The sequence below is a fragment of the Pseudoalteromonas sp. T1lg22 genome, assembly GCF_002964645.1.
Lineage (GTDB): Bacteria > Pseudomonadota > Gammaproteobacteria > Enterobacterales > Alteromonadaceae > Pseudoalteromonas.
On record NZ_PQBY01000013.1, the window covers coordinates 562368 to 584047 of the forward strand.

Consider the following 21680-nt stretch of genomic DNA (forward strand, 5'->3'; position numbering starts at 1 on the left):
CGGCTTTAGCCTGCACATACTTCTGCTCTGGGTCTATGACAAAGCAGGTAATACGGATGAACGAGGAGCTGTCGTTGGACTTTTAACCTCCATGAATTAGGCTTTCTTGTATGGTAGGTGACCTAGCAAGGTCTCGATAATAAGCGGTTTGGCTTCCTTCATGCCCAGGTACGGGAGTTTAAATATCACCTACGTTCACCCGGGAAATCCCAAAAGGAGATTAAGATGAATCGAGCTAATACCTTACAAAGCATATCGGCGGCTTTGTTGCTTATCTGTATCCTGCTCTTTAATACCGCAGCGGCGCAATCAATCGATGACCCCGATCAGGTTGGTTGGTCCAGTATTCGTGGTTATACAAGTGAAAAGTTCGGAGAATATTTTAAAAAGAAATCAAACCAAGGCTATCGCGTAGTCGATATCGAGGTCGATAAAGTTAACGGCAAACGTCTGTATTCTGCAATTTGGCAGCACAACACAGACAATCGAAAATGGCGAAGCCTCAGAGATCAAACCCATGAGCAGTTTTCTGATACCTGGAACTCCCTCAAAGATAACTATCGTTTGATCGATCAAGAGGCCTATAAAGTCGGCAATAGCATGCGCTATGCCGGTGTGTGGGTGGAAAACAAGGAAAACATAAAGTGGCTGTCGTACCGCAATTTAAACGAGGCCCAGTTCAAAGAAAATTTTAATAAAAACAAAGCCAACGGTTATCGAATGGTTGATATTGAAGCCTATAAAAATGGGGGAAAAACGGCTTATTCTGCTATCTGGGTGAAAAATTCAGGCAACACTGCCTGGGCCGAGTTTAGAAATATGTCCGCATCTGAGTATGCCGCAAAGTTCAAAAGTTTTAGAGACCAAGGCTATCGGGTACTTGATCTGGAATCATATCGTCTCGATGGCAAACATCAGTATGCCGCAATCTGGGTGAAAAATACCAATAAACGCGGTTGGAAAGCCCTCCGTGACATGTCAGCCCAAGGCTATGCTAACGCCTGGAAGACAGCGCGGGATCAAGGTTATCGACTAGAGGATTTTGAGGCCTATGACACTAACAAGGGTACTCGATATGCGGGTGTTTGGCGGCAAAATGGCGAGCGCCTCAGTTGGGGTCCACGTAAAAGTATCGATAAACTCGTAGAAAAATACCGTATAGACAACAATATCCCGGGTGTCAGTGTAGCCATTGGTAAGAAAGGCAAAATTGTCTATGAACGCGGCTTTGGATTGGCCAATGTGAAGGAAAATAGCGCAGCCCATGCAGGGACGATTTACCGTCTCGCTTCGGTCAGCAAGCCGGTAACGGCGTTATTGGCAATGCGTTTGATCGATGAAAATAAATTATCTGTGGATAAGCCCACCCTTGATTACGTGTCCGATTTGCCCGCCGCCCACACGCATACGGTACGCCAATTACTGGAACACCGTTCGGGCATTCGACACTATAAGGGTTCCAGAAGACCTAAAGATTGTAAAAACACAGATCCCAAGTGTTGTTGGGTGCCTAACAACCTTGCCGGAAAAGACAAGAGTTCTAGCCAATTTTCGACGCAAAACCAGGCCATGTCACTGTTTATCGATGACGCCCTGAGGTTTTCTCCGGGTAGCAAGCAATGCTACAGCACCCATGCCTATACCGTTGCCGGAGCGGCGCTTGAAGGGGCGGCTAAATCCAGTTTCCCAAAACTGATTGAGCAACACTTCGGACAGGCGCTTGGTTTACCCACATTGCGGGCTGAGAATATGAAAAAATCCGTGAAAGAGCGGGCAATGATCTACAAGAGTACGACGTCTGAAGCGAAGAGAGACAATATCAGCTGGAAGTATGCCGGTGGAGGCCTGGAGTCTTCGGCCACCGATATGGCACGTCTTGGACTTAAGCTATTCGCAGGTCAAGTAACCAAGGACAGTACACGAAAATCCTTCTGGAAAAATAACGTCTTTGGACATTCAGGCGCACAAAACGGTGCCAAGACCTATTGGCGCTTAGACTTTGGCAATGAGCTGGTCGTCATCGTGCTAGCCAATAGAAATGCGGGTGACCCCACCGAGCTGGCAAAGCAAATCGCCAACTTGGCTAAATAGTAGGTTGATTCTTATGCAAACGCAGCCCCCTAATCATATCGCGATTAAAACTTAAAAATAGCGTTAGTCCGAGTGGCCGCTAGTGCCGTTCGGCACCCAATGCTCTACTTAACGTCTACGTCGCGCAAAGCCGTCCAAACGGTCGGCTTTGCCACTAATTATCAATTTATGTTTTCCCACTAAATATCTTCATTACGACCAAACATTTCACAGATTTAAATTAAACTTATATCTAACAGGACGTTATTTACTAATTTGCTCCTAACCTTGGGCGAGCTACATGAAATTGAGATACATCCCACTTTGGTTCGTTTTGCTAACCAGCTTAATGGCATGCACCGACAACGACTCAAATACCGCGTTCGGTATTCTGGAGCGTGACAGGGTGACCTTGCTGGCCACCGCTAATGAGGTCATTACCGCCCAACCGATAGCAGAAGGATCGCAGGTCAAGGCGGGCGATATTCTCGTTGAATTTAATCACACCAAGCAATTAGCGGCCTTAAACAAGGCCAAGGCAGTTGAGCAGCAAGCGCAAATGCAACTGACAAAATTACTCAATGGCGAGCGCGAGGAAGACATTCTCGCTGGCGAAGCGAACTTGGCCTCGGCAAACGCCACAGCCCATGAAGCCGAGTTGCAGCTCAGTCGCACACAAGAGCTGGTAGCCAAATCCCTAGCCTCACAAAGAGAGTTGGACAACGCCATTGCCGCCCGGGATTTGGCCAAAGCGGCGGTCGAGGTGGCCCAGCAAAACCTCAAAAAACTCCTTAACGGGGCGCGCATTGAAGACATTCAACTGGCCAGAGCGACGCTAGCAGCGGCTCAAGCGGATGTGGAATATGAACAAACCGTCTTGGCAGAGCTTACGGTAAGGGCATCCCGCGACGGTATTTTAGACTCACTGCCATACAATGTAGGTGAGCGGGTGGATGAACACAGTGTGGTCGCCATTTTACAGGCTAACAGCACCCCCTATGCCCGAGTCTATGTGCCCGAGCCTTACAAGGCGAACATAATCGCCGGTAAAGAAGTCATGGTGCGTATTGATGGGGTGGAAAAAGAGGTCGCGGGCATCATACGTTGGGTGTCTGTGGAGCCCGCCTTTACGCCCTATCGCAGCATGAGCGAAGGCGATCGCTCGCGTCTGGTCTATTTGACCGAAATTGACCTACCTGCAAGCACCCAGGTCCTGCCTGCGGGCATTCCAGTGCAGATCAAGTTGGACTCATTATGACCGAACTGGTGATTCAAGCGCACAATCTCAGCAAACAGTTTGGCACCTTAAAAGCCGTGGACAACATTTCGCTGAAGGTGGAAAAAGGCAATATCTATGGCTTTTTAGGGCCCAATGGCTGCGGCAAGTCGACCACCATTCGGGTGCTTACCGGGTTACTTACGCCAACCACGGGCCAAGTTGAGGTATTGGGGCTGGCCATTCCTCGCCAAGCAGACGCATTGAGGCTAAGGATCGGCTATATGACCCAGAAGTTCTCCTTGTATGAAGATTTAACGGTGGAAGAAAACCTGTTTTTTATGGGGCAGATTTACGGTTTAGCTGGCACAGAGCTCAAAACTCGATGCCAAGAGCAAATCAACACCTACGGGCTGCATGCCTTACAAAAGCAAATGGTCGGCGGCATGAGTGGCGGAGAAAAACAACGTTTGTCTCTGGCCTGCGCCACCATCAATAATCCCGAGCTGCTGTTTCTCGATGAGCCCACCTCCGCCGTGGACCCGGAAAATCGACGGGATTTTTGGGAGAAGCTATTCGACTTATCCGAGCAAGGCACCACCATCTTGGTCACCACCCATTATATGGACGAAGCGGAACGATGCCACCGCTTGGCGATTATGGAGTCTGGGGCAATCCGCGCCGATGGCTCGCCGGATGAATTGATGCAGAATATGGGGGTGAACATTGTTGAGGTCAAAACCTCCGGTTTACGCTCATTAAAATCTAAACTGATCGCCAATGAGCAGGTGCGCTCCGCCGCCCAATTGGGTGTGCGCCTGCGCGTCCTCGTTTATGAGCAAATACCCAACCCAATCGACTGGCTTAAGTCCCAGTACCCAGAGCTACACAATGCAGAGCTCACCCAGGCTCGCCCAACATTGGAAGATGTGTTTGTGAGCGTTACGGGAGATAGCAGAGAATGATTTCCTTTGCCCGTATTCGTGCGGTGATGTTCAAAGAAGTAAAGCAACTGGCACGGGATAGGCTCACCTTTGCCATGATAGTAATGATCCCCTTAATACAACTGACGCTATTTGGTTACGCCATCAATACCGATGTGCGTCATATCCCCGTTGCGCTGGTTGATCAAAGCCATAATCAAACCGGTCGTTTACTGCTTGAAACAGTGCGGGCGACCCAAATAGTGAATTTCACCAAGACCTTTGACACCCCGGAAGCGGCAAAGGCCGCTATTGGGACGGGCGAAGTACGGGCCGTGCTCGTCATTCCTCATGATATAAACCAGCGCCTGGCGCAGCAACGCGCCCTTGCCCACTGGCTGGTGGATGGCACCGACAGCGTGATTGGCGGCGCCATCTCCGGCTTGCAGAATATGCCGTTTACCCTGGACCCCAAATCTGCCAATGCCGGGCAGACATTACTCGATGCCAACAATACCTTCGAAGTGGCGCTTTATTACAACCCGAGCCGCAGAACGGCGGTGAACATAGTGCCCGGATTACTTGCGGTGATCTTGAGTATGACCATGGTGTTGTTCACCAGCATTGCCATTGTCCGTGAACGCGAAAGAGGCAATCTGGAGCTTTTAATCACAACGCCGGTGCGCCCCTTGGAGCTAATGATAGCCAAGATTGTCCCCTATATTTTCGTTGGTTTAATTCAGGTGGTGATAGTCTTAGGCTTGGGCTACCTGATGTTTGATGTGCCTATCCATGGCAAGCCCCATGAGATCTTGCTCGGTTCACTGTTATTTATCTCCGCAAGCCTGGCGTTAGGGCTTTTGATTTCGACCCTGGCACGCAGTCAGTTGCAGGCAATGCAGATGACCCTGTTCGTGTTGCTGCCCTCCATTTTACTGTCGGGGTTTATGTTTCCCTACGAAGGCATGCCCGTCGCCGCTCAATGGATTGCCGAAGCCCTGCCCGCCACCCATTTTATGCGTATTATCAGGGGGCTAGTGCTGCGCAGCGCTGAGCTCTCCAGTTTATGGCAAGACTCGCTGTGGCTTGGCGCTTTTACCCTTTTTGGCGTTTTCTTTGCCGCCAGGCGTTTCACTAAAACGCTGGATTGATAGCCACTTGTCCCAAATCCAGGTTTAAAAAGTGCTGTTAGTCGGCACCATGTAGACTTAGCGCCGACTCTGTAGCGCTTTGTAACAAAACCAGCGTTTTCATTTCAAAATAATTGGCATAAGGTGTGACCAGCATAGAGAAAAGGATGCAGTGATGAAAGAATTACAAAAATTAGTGGGCAGCCTGAATAAATCAGGGGCGCTCAGTGGCTTTTTAGGCGGTGTAGCCGGCGGCGGATTAACCAGCCTGGCCACGGGCAAAAAAATGGGCAAGAAGGCGCTCAAATACGGAGCACTGGCCGCCGTGGGTGGGCTGGCGTGGAAGGCCTACCAGCAATATTCGCAAAAAAGCGAGACCGGCCAATCGAGCCAGGTACACAGAGAATACCCGCCGCAATCGGCTCAGGACACGCACTCGGCTAATAACAGTGGCCGCACCTTTGATTACACCCCGGCACGCATGCCAGAGCAGGCCTTTACCGAGGTGGTCGATGATCACAATGAGTCGGGGCAATTACTGCTTATGCGGGCGATGATAGCCGCCGCCTATGCCGATGGCCATATCGACGAAGCGGAGCGTCAAAAGATTTTTGCCAGCGTGGAAAATATGGCCCTTACGGTCACGGAAAAAGCCATGCTCTTCGATGAGCTGCGAAAGCCCATGACCTTGTCCGAACTAGTAAACACAGTGCCGGATGCACAAACCGGTATCGAGGTGTATGCCGCCAGCGTCACTGCTATCGACTTGCAACAAGCCGCCTCTACTCATTACCTGGAGGCGCTGGCAAATCAGCTTTGCATTCCTAGGGAATTGGTCGCCAGTATTCATAATCAGTTGGAACATAAGTAATACGCCAAGCGAAATGAAACTAGTAAATCGAGCCTCGCCTGCATGCGGGGCTTTTTTGTCCCTATTCATCCTTAACCCTAAAGTACCAATCACAACATTGAACATTGCCATGACGCAAAAGGCTTCTAGACTTAGGAAGTTAAGCTGGTCTGTGCGGCTGTTCTTAACATCCAAAATTGGCAGCCAATATTTGCATCCCATTTGGTAACTAAGTGCACAGTAACGGGCCTAAGGTCAGGAGATGACCTTGCGGTAACGCCGACAGGAAACATTTAAAAAGTTCAAAGGAGAGAAAAAGTGCAAAGTTTTCATCGTCTTTTGTTATCGCTACTGTTTGTCCTGAGTTATAGCCATGCCCATGCAGCTCCTAGCACCATAGAGGGTGCCGTCGAGGTTCCAGGCCGCTATGACATTCCCGCTTACGCCCCGGATCGGGTGCTGGTGAAATTCAAACCGGGTACCAAGGCTGAAGAGGTTCGCCAGCTGGCGGCCATGGCCGGCGGCTCACCACAAAGAGTCATATCCCCGCTCAGCGTGCATATCATTAAAGTGCCCGCTGGCAGTGTCGGCAAAAGCATCAAGATGTTCAGCAATAACCCCAATGTCCTTTACGCCGAGCCAGATCACTATCGAGTCTTATTGATCCCGGATGAAGGACAGGATCCACCGCCCACCGGCACCGACAACCAATGGTTTAAAGAGCAATGGGGTCTGAATAATACCGGGCAATTGCTGATGAACCCGCAAACTGGGTTGCAAGAATTTATCGGTCGGGTGGACGCGGATATAGATGCGCCAGAAGGCTGGGATATCAGCACCGGCTCCAGCCAGGTGAAAATTGCCATTCTCGATACCGGCGTCGACTGCCGCACCGCCGCTCGCCCCGGTGGCAGCCTTGAATTTATTGCCCCAGGAAAATGCGTCGAAGAAGTCAGTTTTGTCACCGACTACAGCACCACACTCGATGATGTCGCCGCTCACGGCAGCCATGTGGCGGGCATAGCCGCAGCGGCCACCAACAATGACATAGGCATTGCCGGGGTTGGCTGGAACAGCGCCGTGGGTAACCTGAAAACCTGTTTTGAATACACCATAGATCTAATGCCGCCATTGGGCATTTATGTGATAGTCGGTATCTGCCCTGTGTCTTCGTCTGCAGCGGCGATCACCTACGCCGCCGATAACGGCTATCATGTGATCAATATGAGCTATGCCAGCGATGCCGTAGATGAAAACGGTGAGCCTGCCGGCTTAGGCGGCTGGACACAAACAGAGTCCGATGCCGTCGACTATGCCTGGAGCAAAGGCGCAGTGCTGATCGCTGCAGCGGGTAATGATGGTGTTAACACCCTCACCTATCCGGCGGCCTATGACCCTGTGTTAGCCGTAGGTGCCACGGAGCGAAATGATGACAGGGCTTCATTTTCTAATTTCGGTAACTGGATATCCATGATGGCGCCCGGCGACCATATTATCTCCACTGTTCCCAATGAGCTCTGTGTTTTCTACGCGGAAATACTGGGAACGATTTTTGACCCCGATAACGATGCCTGCCTGGATTGGTATTCCGGCACATCCATGGCCAGCCCCTTTGTTGCCGGCGCGGCGGCTGTGGTTTGGGCGCACTTTTATAGCGATGGCCTGGCCGACCCTGCTAGCTGCGAAGCGGCTCCCGGTGTGCCCTGTAACCAGGCGGTGCGTGAGCGCCTAGAGCAAGGTGCCGATGTCAGTGGAGCCGGAGGCCAGAATATGCAGGCCTGGTCGCTAAATGGACGCTTGAATCTGGCCGGTGCCCTCAATGCCAGCAGCAATCCACTGCCACCTCTGACGCCGGGAAATTTTGCGGTTCTTGATGGTGGCGATGGCACAGCAGTCTTAAGTTGGAATGATGTAAGCGACGAAAGCGGCTATGAGCTGCAACGAGAAAAGGCCCATAAAAAACTAGCGGGTGTGTGGCAATCCACCACTTCTATCGGCCCTGTCAGTGCAGACCAAACCGCCTTGGTGGATGCCAGCGGCACAGGCACCTTCCGCTATCGTCTACGTGCATTTAATAACAGCGGCGCATCAAGCTGGTCGAACTGGATAGGTGTGGATGTTACCGAAAGCGGCGGGGGCAGCGGTGGCGGCGGCGATAAGCCCTGCCGCGGGAAAAACTGCAGTAACTAGGCGATAAACGCTAGTTGCTACGCAATAGGCGATAAACGCTAGGCGTTACGCGCAGAAGTAACAGGCACAAAAAAGCACGCTTTCGCGTGCTTTTTTAATTCGTTAGCGTTTAGAAGCTAAAACTTACTTTGGCGTAGTAGGTCATACCATCAAAGCCATAAGGCACTGCGCGAAGCGGGTATTTAAATGCCTGATTTGAAATAAAATCAAGCACTTCATCTTCACCTAGCTCATCCGGCGTTTCGTCAAACAGGTTGTCGATACCCACAGACAGCATAACCTCATCAGACAGGTGATAACCCACATTTACGTCCACTAGCACGGCCGATTCAACGGTACTGGTGTCTTTAAATGAACCCGTAGGTGACAACTCATCCGGTAGAGGAATGTGATCCTGACCGAAGTAACTCACATCGGTTTCACCATAATAGTTAAAACGCAACATGCTGTTGTAATCGCCACGCTCATATTCGAACGTTAAAGTTGCACGCTCGCCCGGTTGGCCATCGGTTAAGAAGCTACGTTGTAGATCATCTAGGGCAATGTTATCAGGGATGCCCTGCGGCGCGTTTACATCGTCGATTTCGGTCTCATTTAAGTTACCGGCGAAGGTCGCTGAGAAAGCACCATCGTATAAATCTGTGTTATACGCGGCGATGATATCCACCCCTTTGGTGGTTGAGTCTACCGAGTTAGAGAAGTAGTTTGCCTGCGCAGCACCTGTGGCGTTAAGGGCTGCCACAGCTTCTGGGCTGAAGGCCACATCTTCGGCAGACATCAAGCTACCTAGAGTAATGCGGTCTTTAATCTCAACGTGATAGAAATCAACGGTAAGCGACAACTCGCTGCTGAAATCCCAAACAAAGCCAAAACTCAGGTTTTCTGAACTCTCAAGCTCCAGGCTATCCACACCCAGAGCAGAAGGGAAATCCGAGCCAGCCGTTGCCGTAAACGACTGCTCTAATTCACCACTGGCACCCAGGTTAGTGGTGTAGGCAGTGTAAGCACTTTGTTGTAGTGACGGCGCTCTAAAGCCCGACGAAATTGCACCTCGAATGGCGAAGTCATCATTTACTTCATAGCGAGTCGCAAGTTTACCTATGATGTCGTCGCCGGCATCGGAGAAATCTTCATAACGCAGCGCCGCACTCACCTGCCAAGCGTCGGTGATCAAGGTTTCGGCATCCGCATACAAGGCATAGCTGTGTCGACTTTCATCGTTTGAGGCTTCAGGACGCAAGCCGTTATAGGCCTGGAAACCGCACTCGGCAAACTGATCAGGATCGTTTACCGACGGGTAAGAGGTATCCATATTGGCCAAACCACAAGCATAAGAGGCTTCTTCACCTGGGACGATTTCATAATTCTCTTTACGGTATTCGGCACCAACAGACAGATACACAGGATCTGCGCGGCCGATATCAAGCGTACCATTTAGATCCGCATTAACCGTGGTTTGATCAAAACGGAAACCACCGGAATAACCACCGCGAGGGCCTGCATTGGCTATGATATCCGCATCCGATGCATCCGGGTTATTAAACACATACTCGGCCGCATATGAGGCGTTGATGGTGTTTTTCGAGTGGAAATCATAGGTGTTTTCACCATAAACCGCTGAAACATCATAGCCCCAATCCGGGTTTATCTCGCCGCGAAGACCAAGAGCGAAGGAAATATCTTCCGCCTCGTTATCAATGCGCGGTAAGAAACCATCGCCGTAAACCTGCACCACGTTTTTGGCGGCCTGATCGAAGTTTCGATAAAAGCCATTACCCAAGGCAGTACGGTTTGAGTAGCCACCGAACGAATACAGCTCGATGTCGTCCATAGGCAGGACCATATTGTAAAACAGTGAGGTAAATTCGCTATCGGCATTACCCTGTCCCCAACGCACTTCGTCGGATAAGGTGCCATACGGCACATCGACCGAGCCACCAATGTCGCGCTCGGCACGGTTGGTGCCATCAGCATCACGATATTCAACTGAGAAGTTGATAAATCCACCGTCATCGCCGATATCAAAGCCACGGTTTAGGCCGATGGAAATGGTATCACCATCACCCTCGCCTGTGCTGCCAGCTTGAACGTAACCTGTTGTAACACCAGTTGAATTGTTTAAAGAAAGGTTAATAACACCGGCAATGGCATCTGAGCCATATTGCGCAGCGGCACCATCACGCAAAACTTCAACGCCTTTTAGCGCAATCAATGGAATAGCGTTCATGTCGGTACCCGCCGCACCCGCGCCGACCGTACCATTTAGGCCAAAGATAGACTGGTTATGACGACGCTTACCATTGATCAGCACCAGGGTTTGGTCCGGCTGTAAACCACGAAGAGTCGCGGGACGGAACAAGTCAGAGCCGTCCGACACCTGGGTACGAGAAAAGTTAAACGAAGGCGCAGTAGCCTGTAAGCTTTGACCCAGTTCGGTAAAGCCGCCCTTATTTAGGTCGTCCGAGTCAATCAAATCAACCGGCGATGTAGACTCTGTGGCCGTGCGATTGGCCATGCGCGAGCCCAGTACCGAAATTACTTCAATTTTTTCATCTGCTTTGACTTGTTGTGACTCTTCAGCCTGCACTGAGACCGTAGAAACGGCTAAGCCGACGGCAACTGCCAGCATATTTAATCGATGTGTTGTCATATATGTCCTGTTGATTATCCTGCCTGCTCTTCTTGCTCAATTGACGCACCTGAGGGTGGAGAGGAAGAAGAGTAAGCTAAAGCACTTATTATAATTTCTATGATGGTTATCGCGGCTAACTCAGGCCAGCCGATTTAACCTTTAGGAAACATCCTATCAACAAAAACAAAGATTGAAAGAAAAAATAGCTACGACTTAAGTGTGAAAATACAATTATTCAGTTATTTGAAATAGTTATAGACTATTTTATGCACTGCTACGACCAGTTGGCGCTATTTTAGGAGATGAAAAAGCGCTCGCAGCGGTAAAACTCGGGAGTAAACAAGACACCGGGAGTAAACAAGACACCCACTTTAAAAAAAAAATAATAAAGACACCCATATAAATAACAAAGACACCCATCTTAAAGATAGAGTTTTTGCAACGGAATGAGGGGAGATGAATTTTAAAGTGAGTATCGCCCAGTTTGAACGTTTTTCGACGATTTACCTTTCGTTATTATCATTTTCGTGAATTTTGGACGTGCGAAGCCTGCCTCTCGCGAGCTTGGTCAAGAATAGAGAGGAAAGAAGCGTTGCCTAAGCAAACAGCGCTTGGCTGTTGCTTAAATCCACACGTCGTTTTCGGTGTTGATGTTGGCAGTAGGTTGTTAATGCTTGCTCCTTCCCCACCGCGCAGTGAAAAACCTTAGTGAACGAGGTGGTCAGGGACAGCCAATTTACTGGGCTAATATCGAGTCGTTCAAGTATGGGGGTTGCGTCAGATGCAATATGGCCTAGTTTATCTTCTCGCATACAGCGCCCCGTCCACTCAACCAGCTCTAAGTAACTGCGTAGCTCAAAAGGCAGGCCTTTCGGCATAGGCTTACGAGGGTGTCCAACAAAACGCATTAAGGTAGAGGGTTGCTTACCCTTCTTTGCAGCTTCGATTCGGGCTTTCACGCTCGTATAATCGGATTGTTCGGGTAAGTCGGCAGCCTTTGCTCGAATCGGGTTTAAATCCACATAGGCTAAGCAGGCAACAAGGGCTGCTTCATCAAGAAGCGCTTGAGATTTAAATCGCCCCTCCCAGAATCTGCCGGTACATTCATCTTCGCGATTAGCTTGACGGGCAATCCCTTCATTGAGCACTCGCATAAACCAGCTGATATCACTAAGGCGCTTCCGATAAATCAAGATTCGACCTTGTAGGGCAGCCAATTCGGCCACATCTAACGGCTCCCCTTGCACAAAACGTTGACTGAGCAAAGTGCCTTTAAATAGTTTATGCCAACGCAGCACAATGGCTTTGTCCGTTAAGCGCTGGGCTTTGCACTTATCCACATGCAGCACCACATGGGTATGGTTGCTCATTACCGCGTAGGCACACACATCTATGCAGAAAATACGGGCCAGCTGCAGCAGCTTACTTTCAACCCAATCACGGCGATGTTCATAAGAGCGGCCGGTCAGTGCATCTTTGCCACATAAAAAGGCGCGCCGTACACAGCGAGAAATACAGTGATAGTAAGGGGTGTCAGCCAGACTGATTTGGCTTTTCCGAGGTGTTGCCATGATTCACTCCTCCTTGAGTAGAACCCTCAAAGTGTAGTCAAGGAGTCCGGAAGTGTGAAATTTTGGAGTGGGTGTCTGGCTAATTCGATAGGTGTCTGGCTAATTCGATATCAAGAAGTACCACCAAGCGGGGGTACTTCTTGTTTGTGTTACTTAGTTGAGTTTAGCTTTCAGAAGCGGATTTAAGAGGTAACTGAGAACTGTGCGTTTACCTCCTAACACATCCACTTGTGCAATCATGCCGGGGCGGATGGGGTAGCTCTTATCACCTTTAACTAACTGATTCCCTTCGGTGGTAATCAGGATCTGATAAAAATACGCTTTGCCTTGTGCCGTTTCCTCTTCAATCGTATCCGGACTGATTTGAATTACTTCGCCTTCTAGATCGCCGTAAATCGAAAAGTCATACGCCGTGATTTTCACTTTCGCTGACATTCCAGGTGCTAAAAATGCGATGTCTTCAGGGGCTATTTTCGCTTCTATCAGTAATTGCTCATCAATCGGTAAGACATACATGATAGGCTCCCCCGGCTGCACCACACCACCGCGTGTGGTAACCAAAATGTCATTCACCATGCCTTTGACAGGCGATGTGATTTGGGTGCGAGTCAACTGATCTTGCCGCTGCACTAAAGACTCGTTCAGGGCATTGAGCTCTGCTTTCTTTTGAGTCAATTCGGTGTAGGCGTCCTGCATGTAATTGTTGCTGACTTCGATGATCTGTCCTTTTAGATCTTCAAGCTCCTTTTCTAACCGGAGCAGCTCCATTTGACTGACCGACTCGGACGCCACCATGGGGCGTAAGATGCCGAGCTGCTCTTCAACAATGTGCATGCGGCGTTGTAAACCAACTACTTTTTCTTGTTTATTGGTCCGTCGAGAAGCAAATAACGCTTGCTCAAAGATGCGATCTTTCTCATCGATTTTCAGTTCGTTTGGAAAGGTTAATGTAGCGCTATCACGTACCTCGGCCTCCAAACGGGTGATTGAAGCTAACAAGGACGAAGCTTGGCTTTCACCTTCGCGAAACGCGGCTAAAAAGCGGGTTCTATCGAGCCGAAGTAAGGGATCGCCCTGCTCTACTAGTTGCCCCTCTGAGACCAATAATTCTTCGACAATCCCCCCTTCAAGGCTTTGGATTGTCTGCAAACGGCTGGAGGGAATAACTTTACCTTCACCGCGGGTGACTTCGTCAATCTCAGCAAATGCCGCCCAGCCAATAAAAATGGCCACGATTAAGATGCACAACCACAGCGCAGGACGCGCAGAAAATAGACGGCTTTCATCCGACCAGGGGTTACTAGGCTTCATGTTTCACCTGCCCTTGAGGGGCTAAAATACTATCGAAATCACCTTCGTTAGCCACATGTCCTTGTTTAAGAACGACTCCTCGGGTACCTAGTGCCAACATCCGGCGTTTATGGGTCGACATGACCAAGGTTTTACCTTGTAACCAGGTTTGCATAAATTGTATGACTTTCTCTTCGTTGACTTGGTCAAACGCCGAGGTTGGCTCGTCCAGTAACACAATTCGCGGGTTTTGTAAGATTAACCGTGCCAATGCAACGGCTTGACGTTGACCACCGGAGAGGCTTCTGCTGCCAAGAATAGGCATATCTAAGCCCAGCGGATGCGCACGCACAGCAACACCAAAACCAATGCTATCAAGGACGTTGAAAATGGCCTCATCCGTGTGATTATTGCCTGCCAACTGAAGGTTTTCGCGTAACGTCCCGTAAAACAAACAAGAATCTTGTGGCAAATAGCCAATATCACGCTGACGGTCCGCGGGATCGAGTTGTGTCATGGCAATATCATCAAGCAGCACTTGGCCGCTATCGACGTCTTCTAAGCCCGCTAAGATCCGCAACAAACTCGATTTACCAGCGCCGTTGCTGCCAAGTAACACGGTGTGACTTCCTGCTTTAATCTGCAGTTTATTAATGCTCAACGCTGGCGGCCCCTCATTGCCATAACTAAGTTTGACATTTTCGAGGCTGTAATCGCCATCGAGCCTAGGTTTATGAGCAAACTGGCGGCCTGGCGGGCGCTCTGTAGGCGCCTGCATAATCTGGTCAAGTCCTTCAAGGGCAACCTTAACATGCTGCCATCGCACCAGCACCCCAGTGATTTGATTTACCGGTGCTATGGTGCGTGAAGTTAACATGGTACAGGCGATGAGTGCACCAATCGTCATTTCGCTGGCACTGATTTGGTAAACCCCAACCACCACCACGAAAATAAATCCGAGTTGCTGCACCATTGCAGCGCCTTGACTCAATCTGTTCGAGAGGCTTTTAAAAGTGACACTGTCGGCTGCTTGCTTCTTGGTAAGGGTTTCCCATAAAAACAAATTGCGAGACTCAGCGTGGCTAGCTTTAACCGTTTCGAGGTTTTCGATCACCTCGATCATCAGCCCTTGTTTTACAGCGCCTTCGCGTAACCCTTCACGAGACAATGCAGCCAGTTTTCCCTGCATCAGTAAGCTGGGTAATAACATCAATAAAATAGCGATGATCGGCACCCACACCACGGGGCCGCCTAGATACCAGATCAGCAGTAAGAATAAGAGGATAAATGGAAAGTCACTGATGGTGGCCGCGGTAGACGAGGTGAAAAACTCGCGCACACTGTCAAACTCTTTCAATTGACTGGAAAACGCGCCGGTGGATTGCGGTTTCGCTTTAAGCCGCATAAACAACACTTGTGAAAAGAGTCGCGATGACAGCTCTAAATCTAACTTTTTACCAGTCACATCAAGCAAATAGGCGCGTAGAACCCGTAAGATAAAGTCAAAAACAATGGCAATGACAACCCCTGTGGTAAGAATAAACAAGGTATCAAAGGCATCATTAGGAACGACCCGGTCGTACACCTGTAAGGCAAATAACGAGGTACCAACGGCCAGTATATTGGCAAACATCGAAGCGACACCGACGTCAATATAGGTCGACCAACACTTCATCAACTGCTCTTTGAGCCAATGCTTTTTGTAGGGCTGTGCATAGTCCTTCGCTCGGTCATCCGCTTGGTAGGCGATGTCAGCAAGAACCAGGTGCGAGGAGATCAAAGCTTCAAGTTCGGCATAGGTATAGGTTTTTTGTCCAGCGGTTTCCGGCACGACAACAGTGCAGTGCTCTTCATCTTTACTGATTAATACCAATCCAGAGTTGTGCCGGGTAAGCAATAAGGCAGGTAAATGGTAGTCTTGCAATTGCTGGAGTGATTTCTCCACCACAACGGCATTAATGCCCTGATTATCCAAGGCGCGTGGAATTAACTCGATAGTTAAACGGCCGTTTTTTAAAGGCAGACCTTCGCAAATGACCTCTTCGCGTGTCGGTTTACCCAGCAACTGACAATAGGTTGTTAATGCAAGTTGCAAGGGATCAACTGTGGGTGGCGTCACTGGATTGAAGTGCGTCATAGGTTATGCGCCTCATTGCTCTGCGCGGCAAGGACAGATTCTAGGATCCCAAGTTCTGAGCTCATCCGGTAGGGAATGCGCAATAGCTCAATGGATACGTTCAGATGTTGGCTGAGCAATTCAAAGCGTTCGCGCTCTGTCGTTAAAATTTCCTCTACCGTGGTGAGGCCTGCGCGGAATTGATCTTGGTAGGCGCTCAGCAGTGCGGTTGCCGCATTTACTTGTTGTTCAAGTGATTGTCGTTGTTGACTTAAGTTGCGCAGTGATTCACGTTGCATATTCAAATTACGTTCAATATCGAGTTGTGTAAATTGCAGATCCCACTGTGCGGCTTCAGCGCGCAGACGCTCAATGTCATCCATATCGAAGCTGGCTAAACCTTGATTGAAGCTCGCTTTAAAACGCACCGCGACCGCAGAGTCGCGAGTTAATTCACCACCGATATCGCGGCGTTGCGATGAGGCTTCTAAGACCACACGAGGCAGTTGCGCAGCTTTGACGCGCTCAGCTTGACTGTGGGCAATATGAACTTCTTCTTGGGCCTGCATATATTGCGGTGAGCGCGGGATCAATTGTGTTTGTTGTTGGGTACTCGGCAACAGGTTTTGTAGCTGCACGTAATTGGCAGGCAATGGTGGCAGGGCCGTAACCGGGCGTTGCATCAACATGCGTAAACGCAAGCGCGCTTGCTGCTGGTCACCGTCGGTCATTTGCCTTTGTTGTTCATTATAATAGCGCGCTTGCAGCACTCGATTTAATTCGGCGCGGTCGCTATAACCTCCTGCAGCGCGAATTTCAGCCATGCGCTCAACACGAGCAATACGTCGCTGGTGTTCTTGAATAATCGCTTGTCGTTGCTGAGCAAGCATAATATCGAGGTAAGCTTCGATGATTTCGATGCCGACTTCTGCACGTACTTGGCGTAATTTATGTAACGCTTTACGCGCCTCGGCGTTCATGCCTTCCAGTTCGCTGTCCAATGCCCCCCAATCGTATAAGGTGTAGCTCAGGGTGATATTGTAAGCAAAGGCGCCGCTGATGCCATCCGCAGGCCCTGCGGTAAGGTCAAGTGAAGGCCAAAAGCGGCCCTCGTTAACGTCTATGGTTTTTTCAGCTTGCTGGATCTCAGCCACCGCGGAGCGAACACGAGGATTCAAGGTTAAGCCATAATGCACCATTTGTGAGATTGACGGACTTTCTGCCGGATCAAAAGATGTGGCAAAAGCTTGACTTGAGCAACAGCTCAAGCCAAGCATAACCGCATACCGGAAATGTCGATTAAATGACGACATTAGTATCCTCATCCGCCCACGGCGACTGCTGAAGGAGACTCACGTCATTAAACATAACGCCGTCGATACTGAAGGTACCGTAATCACCCGAAACCGACAGTGCTTGCGTCTCTGGTTCAGCATCTACATCGTTGAGCAGTAATTCGATGTCTTCTTCGACTGTGTGTTCAAGCACAGCTTGACGCATCAACTCTTCACTCTTGTCGTTGAACCTTGGTTCACTCGAGGCAAGAACGTCATATTGCATCATCAGTTCACCGTCATCGACCATACTGAACAACAGGTCAGCGCTTAACTCGGTTACTGGTGCACCTTCGTCTGTAGCTATGTCGGTTTGTGCTTGCCCAGCCGGGGAGTCACTACCCGTAATGCTGATGGTCAGTGATGCCGAGTCAGAAGTTTCACCGTCTGACAGGGTGTAGTTGAACACTTCGTCTTGACCGAACGAACTGCGATCACCATTTGCGGTATAGGTATAAGTGCCGTCAGCTGCAATTTCCAAGACACCATATGCACCTTGAATCGTCACCGTGCCTGTATCTGGCACAACGACGCTTTCACCAGCACTGTTTGTGACCATAGTGACTTGTGCGCCATCGATAATGGTATCTGCACCAGCACCACCTGTATCTCCCTCAATCAAGTTACCTTGCGCCTCACCGAAGTAGCTGTACTCAGTTACTGTGGTGGTAATGTCCGTACTTTCTAACAGGGTTACGGTGTCATTAAACAGAGCATCGGCGATAACTTGATAGAACTTTTTGAGGTCTCGGTTTACGCCTTTGGCGTCGAGCGCATCAGTCAGTCGGTCTTCTATTTCACCAGCACCTATGATTGGAGTGATAGCAAGCATCTCTTCCAGAGTTTCGCGAATCAAAGTCCCGTCACCGGTCAGCAATGAGCCGCCATTCTGCATGGCATTTATCGTATCTTCGACGTACTGCAGCACATAGTCTCGGTTATCTGGACCAAGCTCCACGCCTGCGAAGCCGAGTTCGCTAAGGCTGACCTCTCCATCACCGTCAGCGTCCAGCACACTGCCTACCTGATTCTCCAGCAGACTTGCATCGTTGCGCACAACCACACTGTAGTTACCCGCTGCTAAGTCTGGAATCGAGATAGAGATAGTCTCATCCCCGGTGATGTTGAAAATATCCAAACCACCAACATTGGCAAGTTGTGAGTTTGCACTGACCCCTTGATACACCAGCACACCATTTTCATCGTACACCTCAACCATAAAGGCATCAGCAACCGCTGCAAGTGAGGTTTGGCTAACTTCAATTTCCACGTCACCGATATTGTCTGGTGCAACAGTGAAGGTCGCGCTGGCATTAGCGCCGCCAGTTGCGTCCGCCAAACCAAGCACTTCTACATCGTCAGTTGTTTGTGGCGGGTTAACGGTAACAACGGGCTCAAGGTCGATAGCACTCACATCATTTACGGCGTCAAGCGCTTGAATGACAACATCTTGGCTGGCGGTGCTAAGTGAATTACCTGCTGCATCGGTAACCGTCGCAATGACTGGGTAGGTGCCAGCAGCTAATGGGGTCCCCGATAAGTCGAGGCTCCAGTTGCCATTGCTATCAATGGTGAGCTCTGGCGCAGTTCCAAAGGTGTACTCGGTGCCAGCAACAGACACAGTCAAGGTAGTGGCATCGTCAAGATCTATGGTGCCGTTGAAGATCAACGAGGTATCGCTCGTGATGAAGTCTCCGTCAGTACCAGAATCATTGGAAATACTGTCAAAGGTGACGGTTTGACCATTGCCATTCCCATCAACAGCGGTATCAAGCGTAGTGGTATCGGTTACCGTGCCGGTATTGCCCGCAGCATCGGTCACCGTCATGGTTACGGTCAATTCACCGTCGGTGAGGCTTGACAGATCTTGCCCAGTGATTGACAGGTTGCCGTTGCTATCCAAAGTGATCGCCGAGCTCGGTACCGTGATCGTGGTCACGCCATCGCTGATGGTGATGCTGTCGACGGTGGCATCGGCTTCGACAACGCCAGAAAGGGTCACGTTGGTCGCTTCGCTCGCGTTTACCAACTCATCGCCACCGTCATTGAACGCGATGCTGTTCGCACCATCGCCCGTGGTTGGCGCGCTGGTATCAATGACTAAGTTGCCCGTGGCCGTGCCGCTGTTACCCGCCGCGTCGGTGGCGGTCACGGTGACCTGGTAGCTTCCGTCCATAAGCGCTGGCAAGGTGTTATCCACCAAGGTCCAGGTGCCGTCGCCATTGTTGGTGGCGGTGTAATCCACACCCTCGACAGTCACTACTATGCTCGCCTCTGGATCATCTATGGTACCGGTCAAGGCCGGGGTGCTGTCATTGGTAACGTCATCGTTGATGGTCACCGAAGGTGTGGCCGTATCCAGGGTGGTGGTATCTGTTACCGTACCTGTGTTCCCTGCGGCGTCTGTCACCGTCATGGTCACGGTCAATTCGCCGTCGGCGAGGCTTGACAGAGCTTGCCCAGTGACTGTCAGGTTGCCGTTGCTATCCGTGCTGATCGCCGAGCTCGGTACCGTGATGGTAGTCACGCCATCACTGATGGTGATGCTGTCGACGGTGGCACCGGCTTCAACGCTGCCGGTGAAGCTGACGTTCGTGGCTTCGCTCGCGCTTAACTGCTCATCGCCGCCGTCGTTGAACATGATGCTGTTCGCACCATCGCCCGTGGTTGGCGCGCTGGTATCAATGACTAAATTGCCCGTGGCCATGCTGCTGTTACCCGCCGCGTCGGTGGCGGTCACTGTGACCTGGTAGCTACCGTCCATAAGCGCTGGCAAGGTGTCGTCCACCAAGGTCCAGGTGCCGTCGCCATTGTTAGTGGCAACATAATCCACCCCTTCGACAGTCACTACTATGCTCGCATCTGGATCATCTATGGTGCCGGTCAAGGCTGGGGTGCTGTCATTGGTGGTGTTGTCGTTGATGGTCACCGAAGGTGCGCCCGTATCTAGGGTGGTGGTATCGGTTACAGTACCTGTATTCCCTGCGACGTCAGTCACTGTCATGGTGACGGTCAATTCACCGTCGGCGAGACCTGAAAGGTCTTGCCCGGTGACTGTCAGGTTGCCGTTGCTATCCGTGCTGATCGCCGAGCTCGGCACCGTGACCGTGGTCACGCCATCACTGATGGTGATGCTGTTCACTGTGGCACCGGCTTCAACGCTGCCGGTGAAGCTGACGTTCGTGGCTTCGCTCGCGCTTAACTGCTCATCGCCGCCGTCGTTGAACATGATGCTGTTCGCACCATCGCCCGTGGTTGGCGCGCTGGTGTCAATGACTAAGTTGCCCGTGGCCATGCTGCTGTTACCCGCTGCGTCGGTGGCGGTCACGGTGACCTGGTAGCTACCGTCCATAAGCGCTGGTAAGGTGTCGTCCACCAAGGTCCAGGTGCCGTCGCCATTGTTGGTGGCAACATAATCCACACCCTCAACGGTTACCACTATGCTCGCCTCTGGATCATCTATGGTGCCGGTCAAGGCTGGGGTTGTATCATTAGTGGTGTTGTCGTTGATGGTCACCGAAGGTGCGCCCGTATCTAGGGTGGTGGTATCTGTTACAGTACCTGTATTCCCTGCGACGTCTGTCACTGTCATGGTGACGGTCAATTCACCATCGACGAGAGCTGAAAGGTCTTGCCCAACGACGGTCACGTTGCCGTTGCTATCCGTGCTGATCGCCGAGCTCGGTACCGTGATCGTGGTCACACCATCACTGATGGTGATGCTGTCGACGGTGGCACCGGCTTCGACAACGCCAGAAAGGGTCACATTGGTCGCCTCACTTGCGCTAACCAGCTCATCGCCGCCGTCGTTGAACGCAATGCTGTTCGCACCATCGCCCGTGGTTGGTGCGCTGGTGTCAATGACTAAGTTGCCCGTGGCCATGCTGCTGTTACCCGCCGCGTCGGTGGCGGTCACGGTGACCTGGTAGCTACCGTCCATAAGCGCAGGCAAGGTGTCGTCCACCAAGGTCCAGGTGCCGTCGCCATTGTTGGTGGCAACATAATCCACACCCTCAACGGTTACTACTATGCTCGCCTCTGGATCATCTATGGTGCCGGTCAAGGCTGGGGTGCTGTCATTGGTGGTGTTATCGTTGATGGTCACCGAAGGTGCGCCCGTATCTAGGGTGGTGGTATCGGTGACCGTGCCTGTGTTCCCGGCAGCGTCGGTCACTGTCATGGTGACGGTCAATTCGCCGTCAGCGAGACCTGACAGGTCTTGCCCTACGACGGTCACGTTGCCGTTGCTATCCGTGCTGATCGCCGAGCTCGGTACCGTGATCGTGGTCACACCATCACTGATGGTGATGCTGTCGACGGTGGCACCGGCTTCGACAACGCCAGAAAGGGTCACATTG

Annotated in this window: 12 protein-coding genes; 6 read left to right on the forward strand and 6 right to left on the reverse strand. The window is 50.9% G+C overall.

Translation table 11 applies throughout. The features are described from left to right. Positions 1-225: 225 nt before the first annotated feature. The 6 genes from C2M24_RS09555 to C2M24_RS09580 all read left to right on the forward strand — a co-directional run bounded on the left by C2M24_RS09555 (position 226) and on the right by C2M24_RS09580 (position 8379). Positions 226-2091 (forward strand): serine hydrolase, encoded by a 1866-nt coding sequence (locus tag C2M24_RS09555; protein WP_105214515.1) that lies wholly within the window; start codon positions 226-228, stop codon positions 2089-2091. 280 nt (positions 2092-2371) lie between these two features. Then, positions 2372-3328, forward strand: a complete 957-nt coding sequence (locus C2M24_RS09560; RefSeq protein WP_105214517.1) for an HlyD family secretion protein — start codon at positions 2372-2374, stop codon at positions 3326-3328. Then, on the forward strand, positions 3325-4251 hold the full coding sequence (locus C2M24_RS09565; protein WP_105214519.1) for an ABC transporter ATP-binding protein: 927 nt from the start codon (positions 3325-3327) through the stop codon (positions 4249-4251). The genes C2M24_RS09560 and C2M24_RS09565 overlap by 4 nt, the downstream gene beginning before the upstream one ends. Beyond that, entirely contained in the window at positions 4248-5360 is a 1113-nt protein-coding gene (locus C2M24_RS09570) for an ABC transporter permease (protein WP_105189255.1), read from the forward strand. Before C2M24_RS09565 ends, C2M24_RS09570 begins: the two co-directional genes overlap by 4 nt. Before the next feature lie 154 nt (positions 5361-5514). Continuing rightward, on the forward strand, positions 5515-6210 hold the full coding sequence (locus C2M24_RS09575; RefSeq protein WP_105214522.1) for a tellurite resistance TerB family protein: 696 nt from the start codon (positions 5515-5517) through the stop codon (positions 6208-6210). A 297-nt stretch (positions 6211-6507) separates the two neighbouring features. After that, positions 6508-8379, forward strand: coding sequence for a S8 family serine peptidase (locus C2M24_RS09580; RefSeq protein WP_105214524.1), 1872 nt, complete (start codon positions 6508-6510; stop codon positions 8377-8379). A 109-nt stretch (positions 8380-8488) separates the two neighbouring features. Here C2M24_RS09580 and C2M24_RS09585 read toward each other — a convergent pair whose 3' ends face one another. The 6 genes from C2M24_RS09585 to C2M24_RS09610 form a co-directional block, all read right to left on the reverse strand. Beyond that, positions 8489-11029 (reverse strand): TonB-dependent receptor plug domain-containing protein, encoded by a 2541-nt coding sequence (locus C2M24_RS09585; RefSeq protein ID WP_105214526.1) that lies wholly within the window; start codon positions 11027-11029, stop codon positions 8489-8491. Positions 11030-11607: 578 nt separating this feature from the next. Continuing rightward, complete coding sequence (locus tag C2M24_RS09590; RefSeq protein WP_105214536.1) at positions 11608-12582, reverse strand: transposase; 975 nt, start codon at positions 12580-12582, stop codon at positions 11608-11610. A 153-nt stretch (positions 12583-12735) separates the two neighbouring features. Then, positions 12736-13893 carry an HlyD family efflux transporter periplasmic adaptor subunit gene (locus C2M24_RS09595; protein ID WP_105214537.1) on the reverse strand — a complete coding sequence of 386 codons (1158 nt, stop codon included), beginning with the start codon at positions 13891-13893 and terminating at the stop codon, positions 12736-12738. After that, positions 13883-16009 (reverse strand): type I secretion system permease/ATPase, encoded by a 2127-nt coding sequence (locus C2M24_RS09600; RefSeq protein ID WP_105214538.1) that lies wholly within the window; start codon positions 16007-16009, stop codon positions 13883-13885. The genes C2M24_RS09595 and C2M24_RS09600 overlap by 11 nt, the downstream gene beginning before the upstream one ends. Beyond that, entirely contained in the window at positions 16006-17301 is a 1296-nt protein-coding gene (locus C2M24_RS09605; protein ID WP_233999530.1) for a TolC family protein, read from the reverse strand. Before C2M24_RS09605 ends, C2M24_RS09600 begins: the two co-directional genes overlap by 4 nt. Next, on the reverse strand, positions 17288-21680 hold a 4393-nt coding region (locus C2M24_RS09610), incomplete at its 5' end, for a beta strand repeat-containing protein (protein WP_199775704.1). The genes C2M24_RS09605 and C2M24_RS09610, both read right to left, overlap by 14 nt.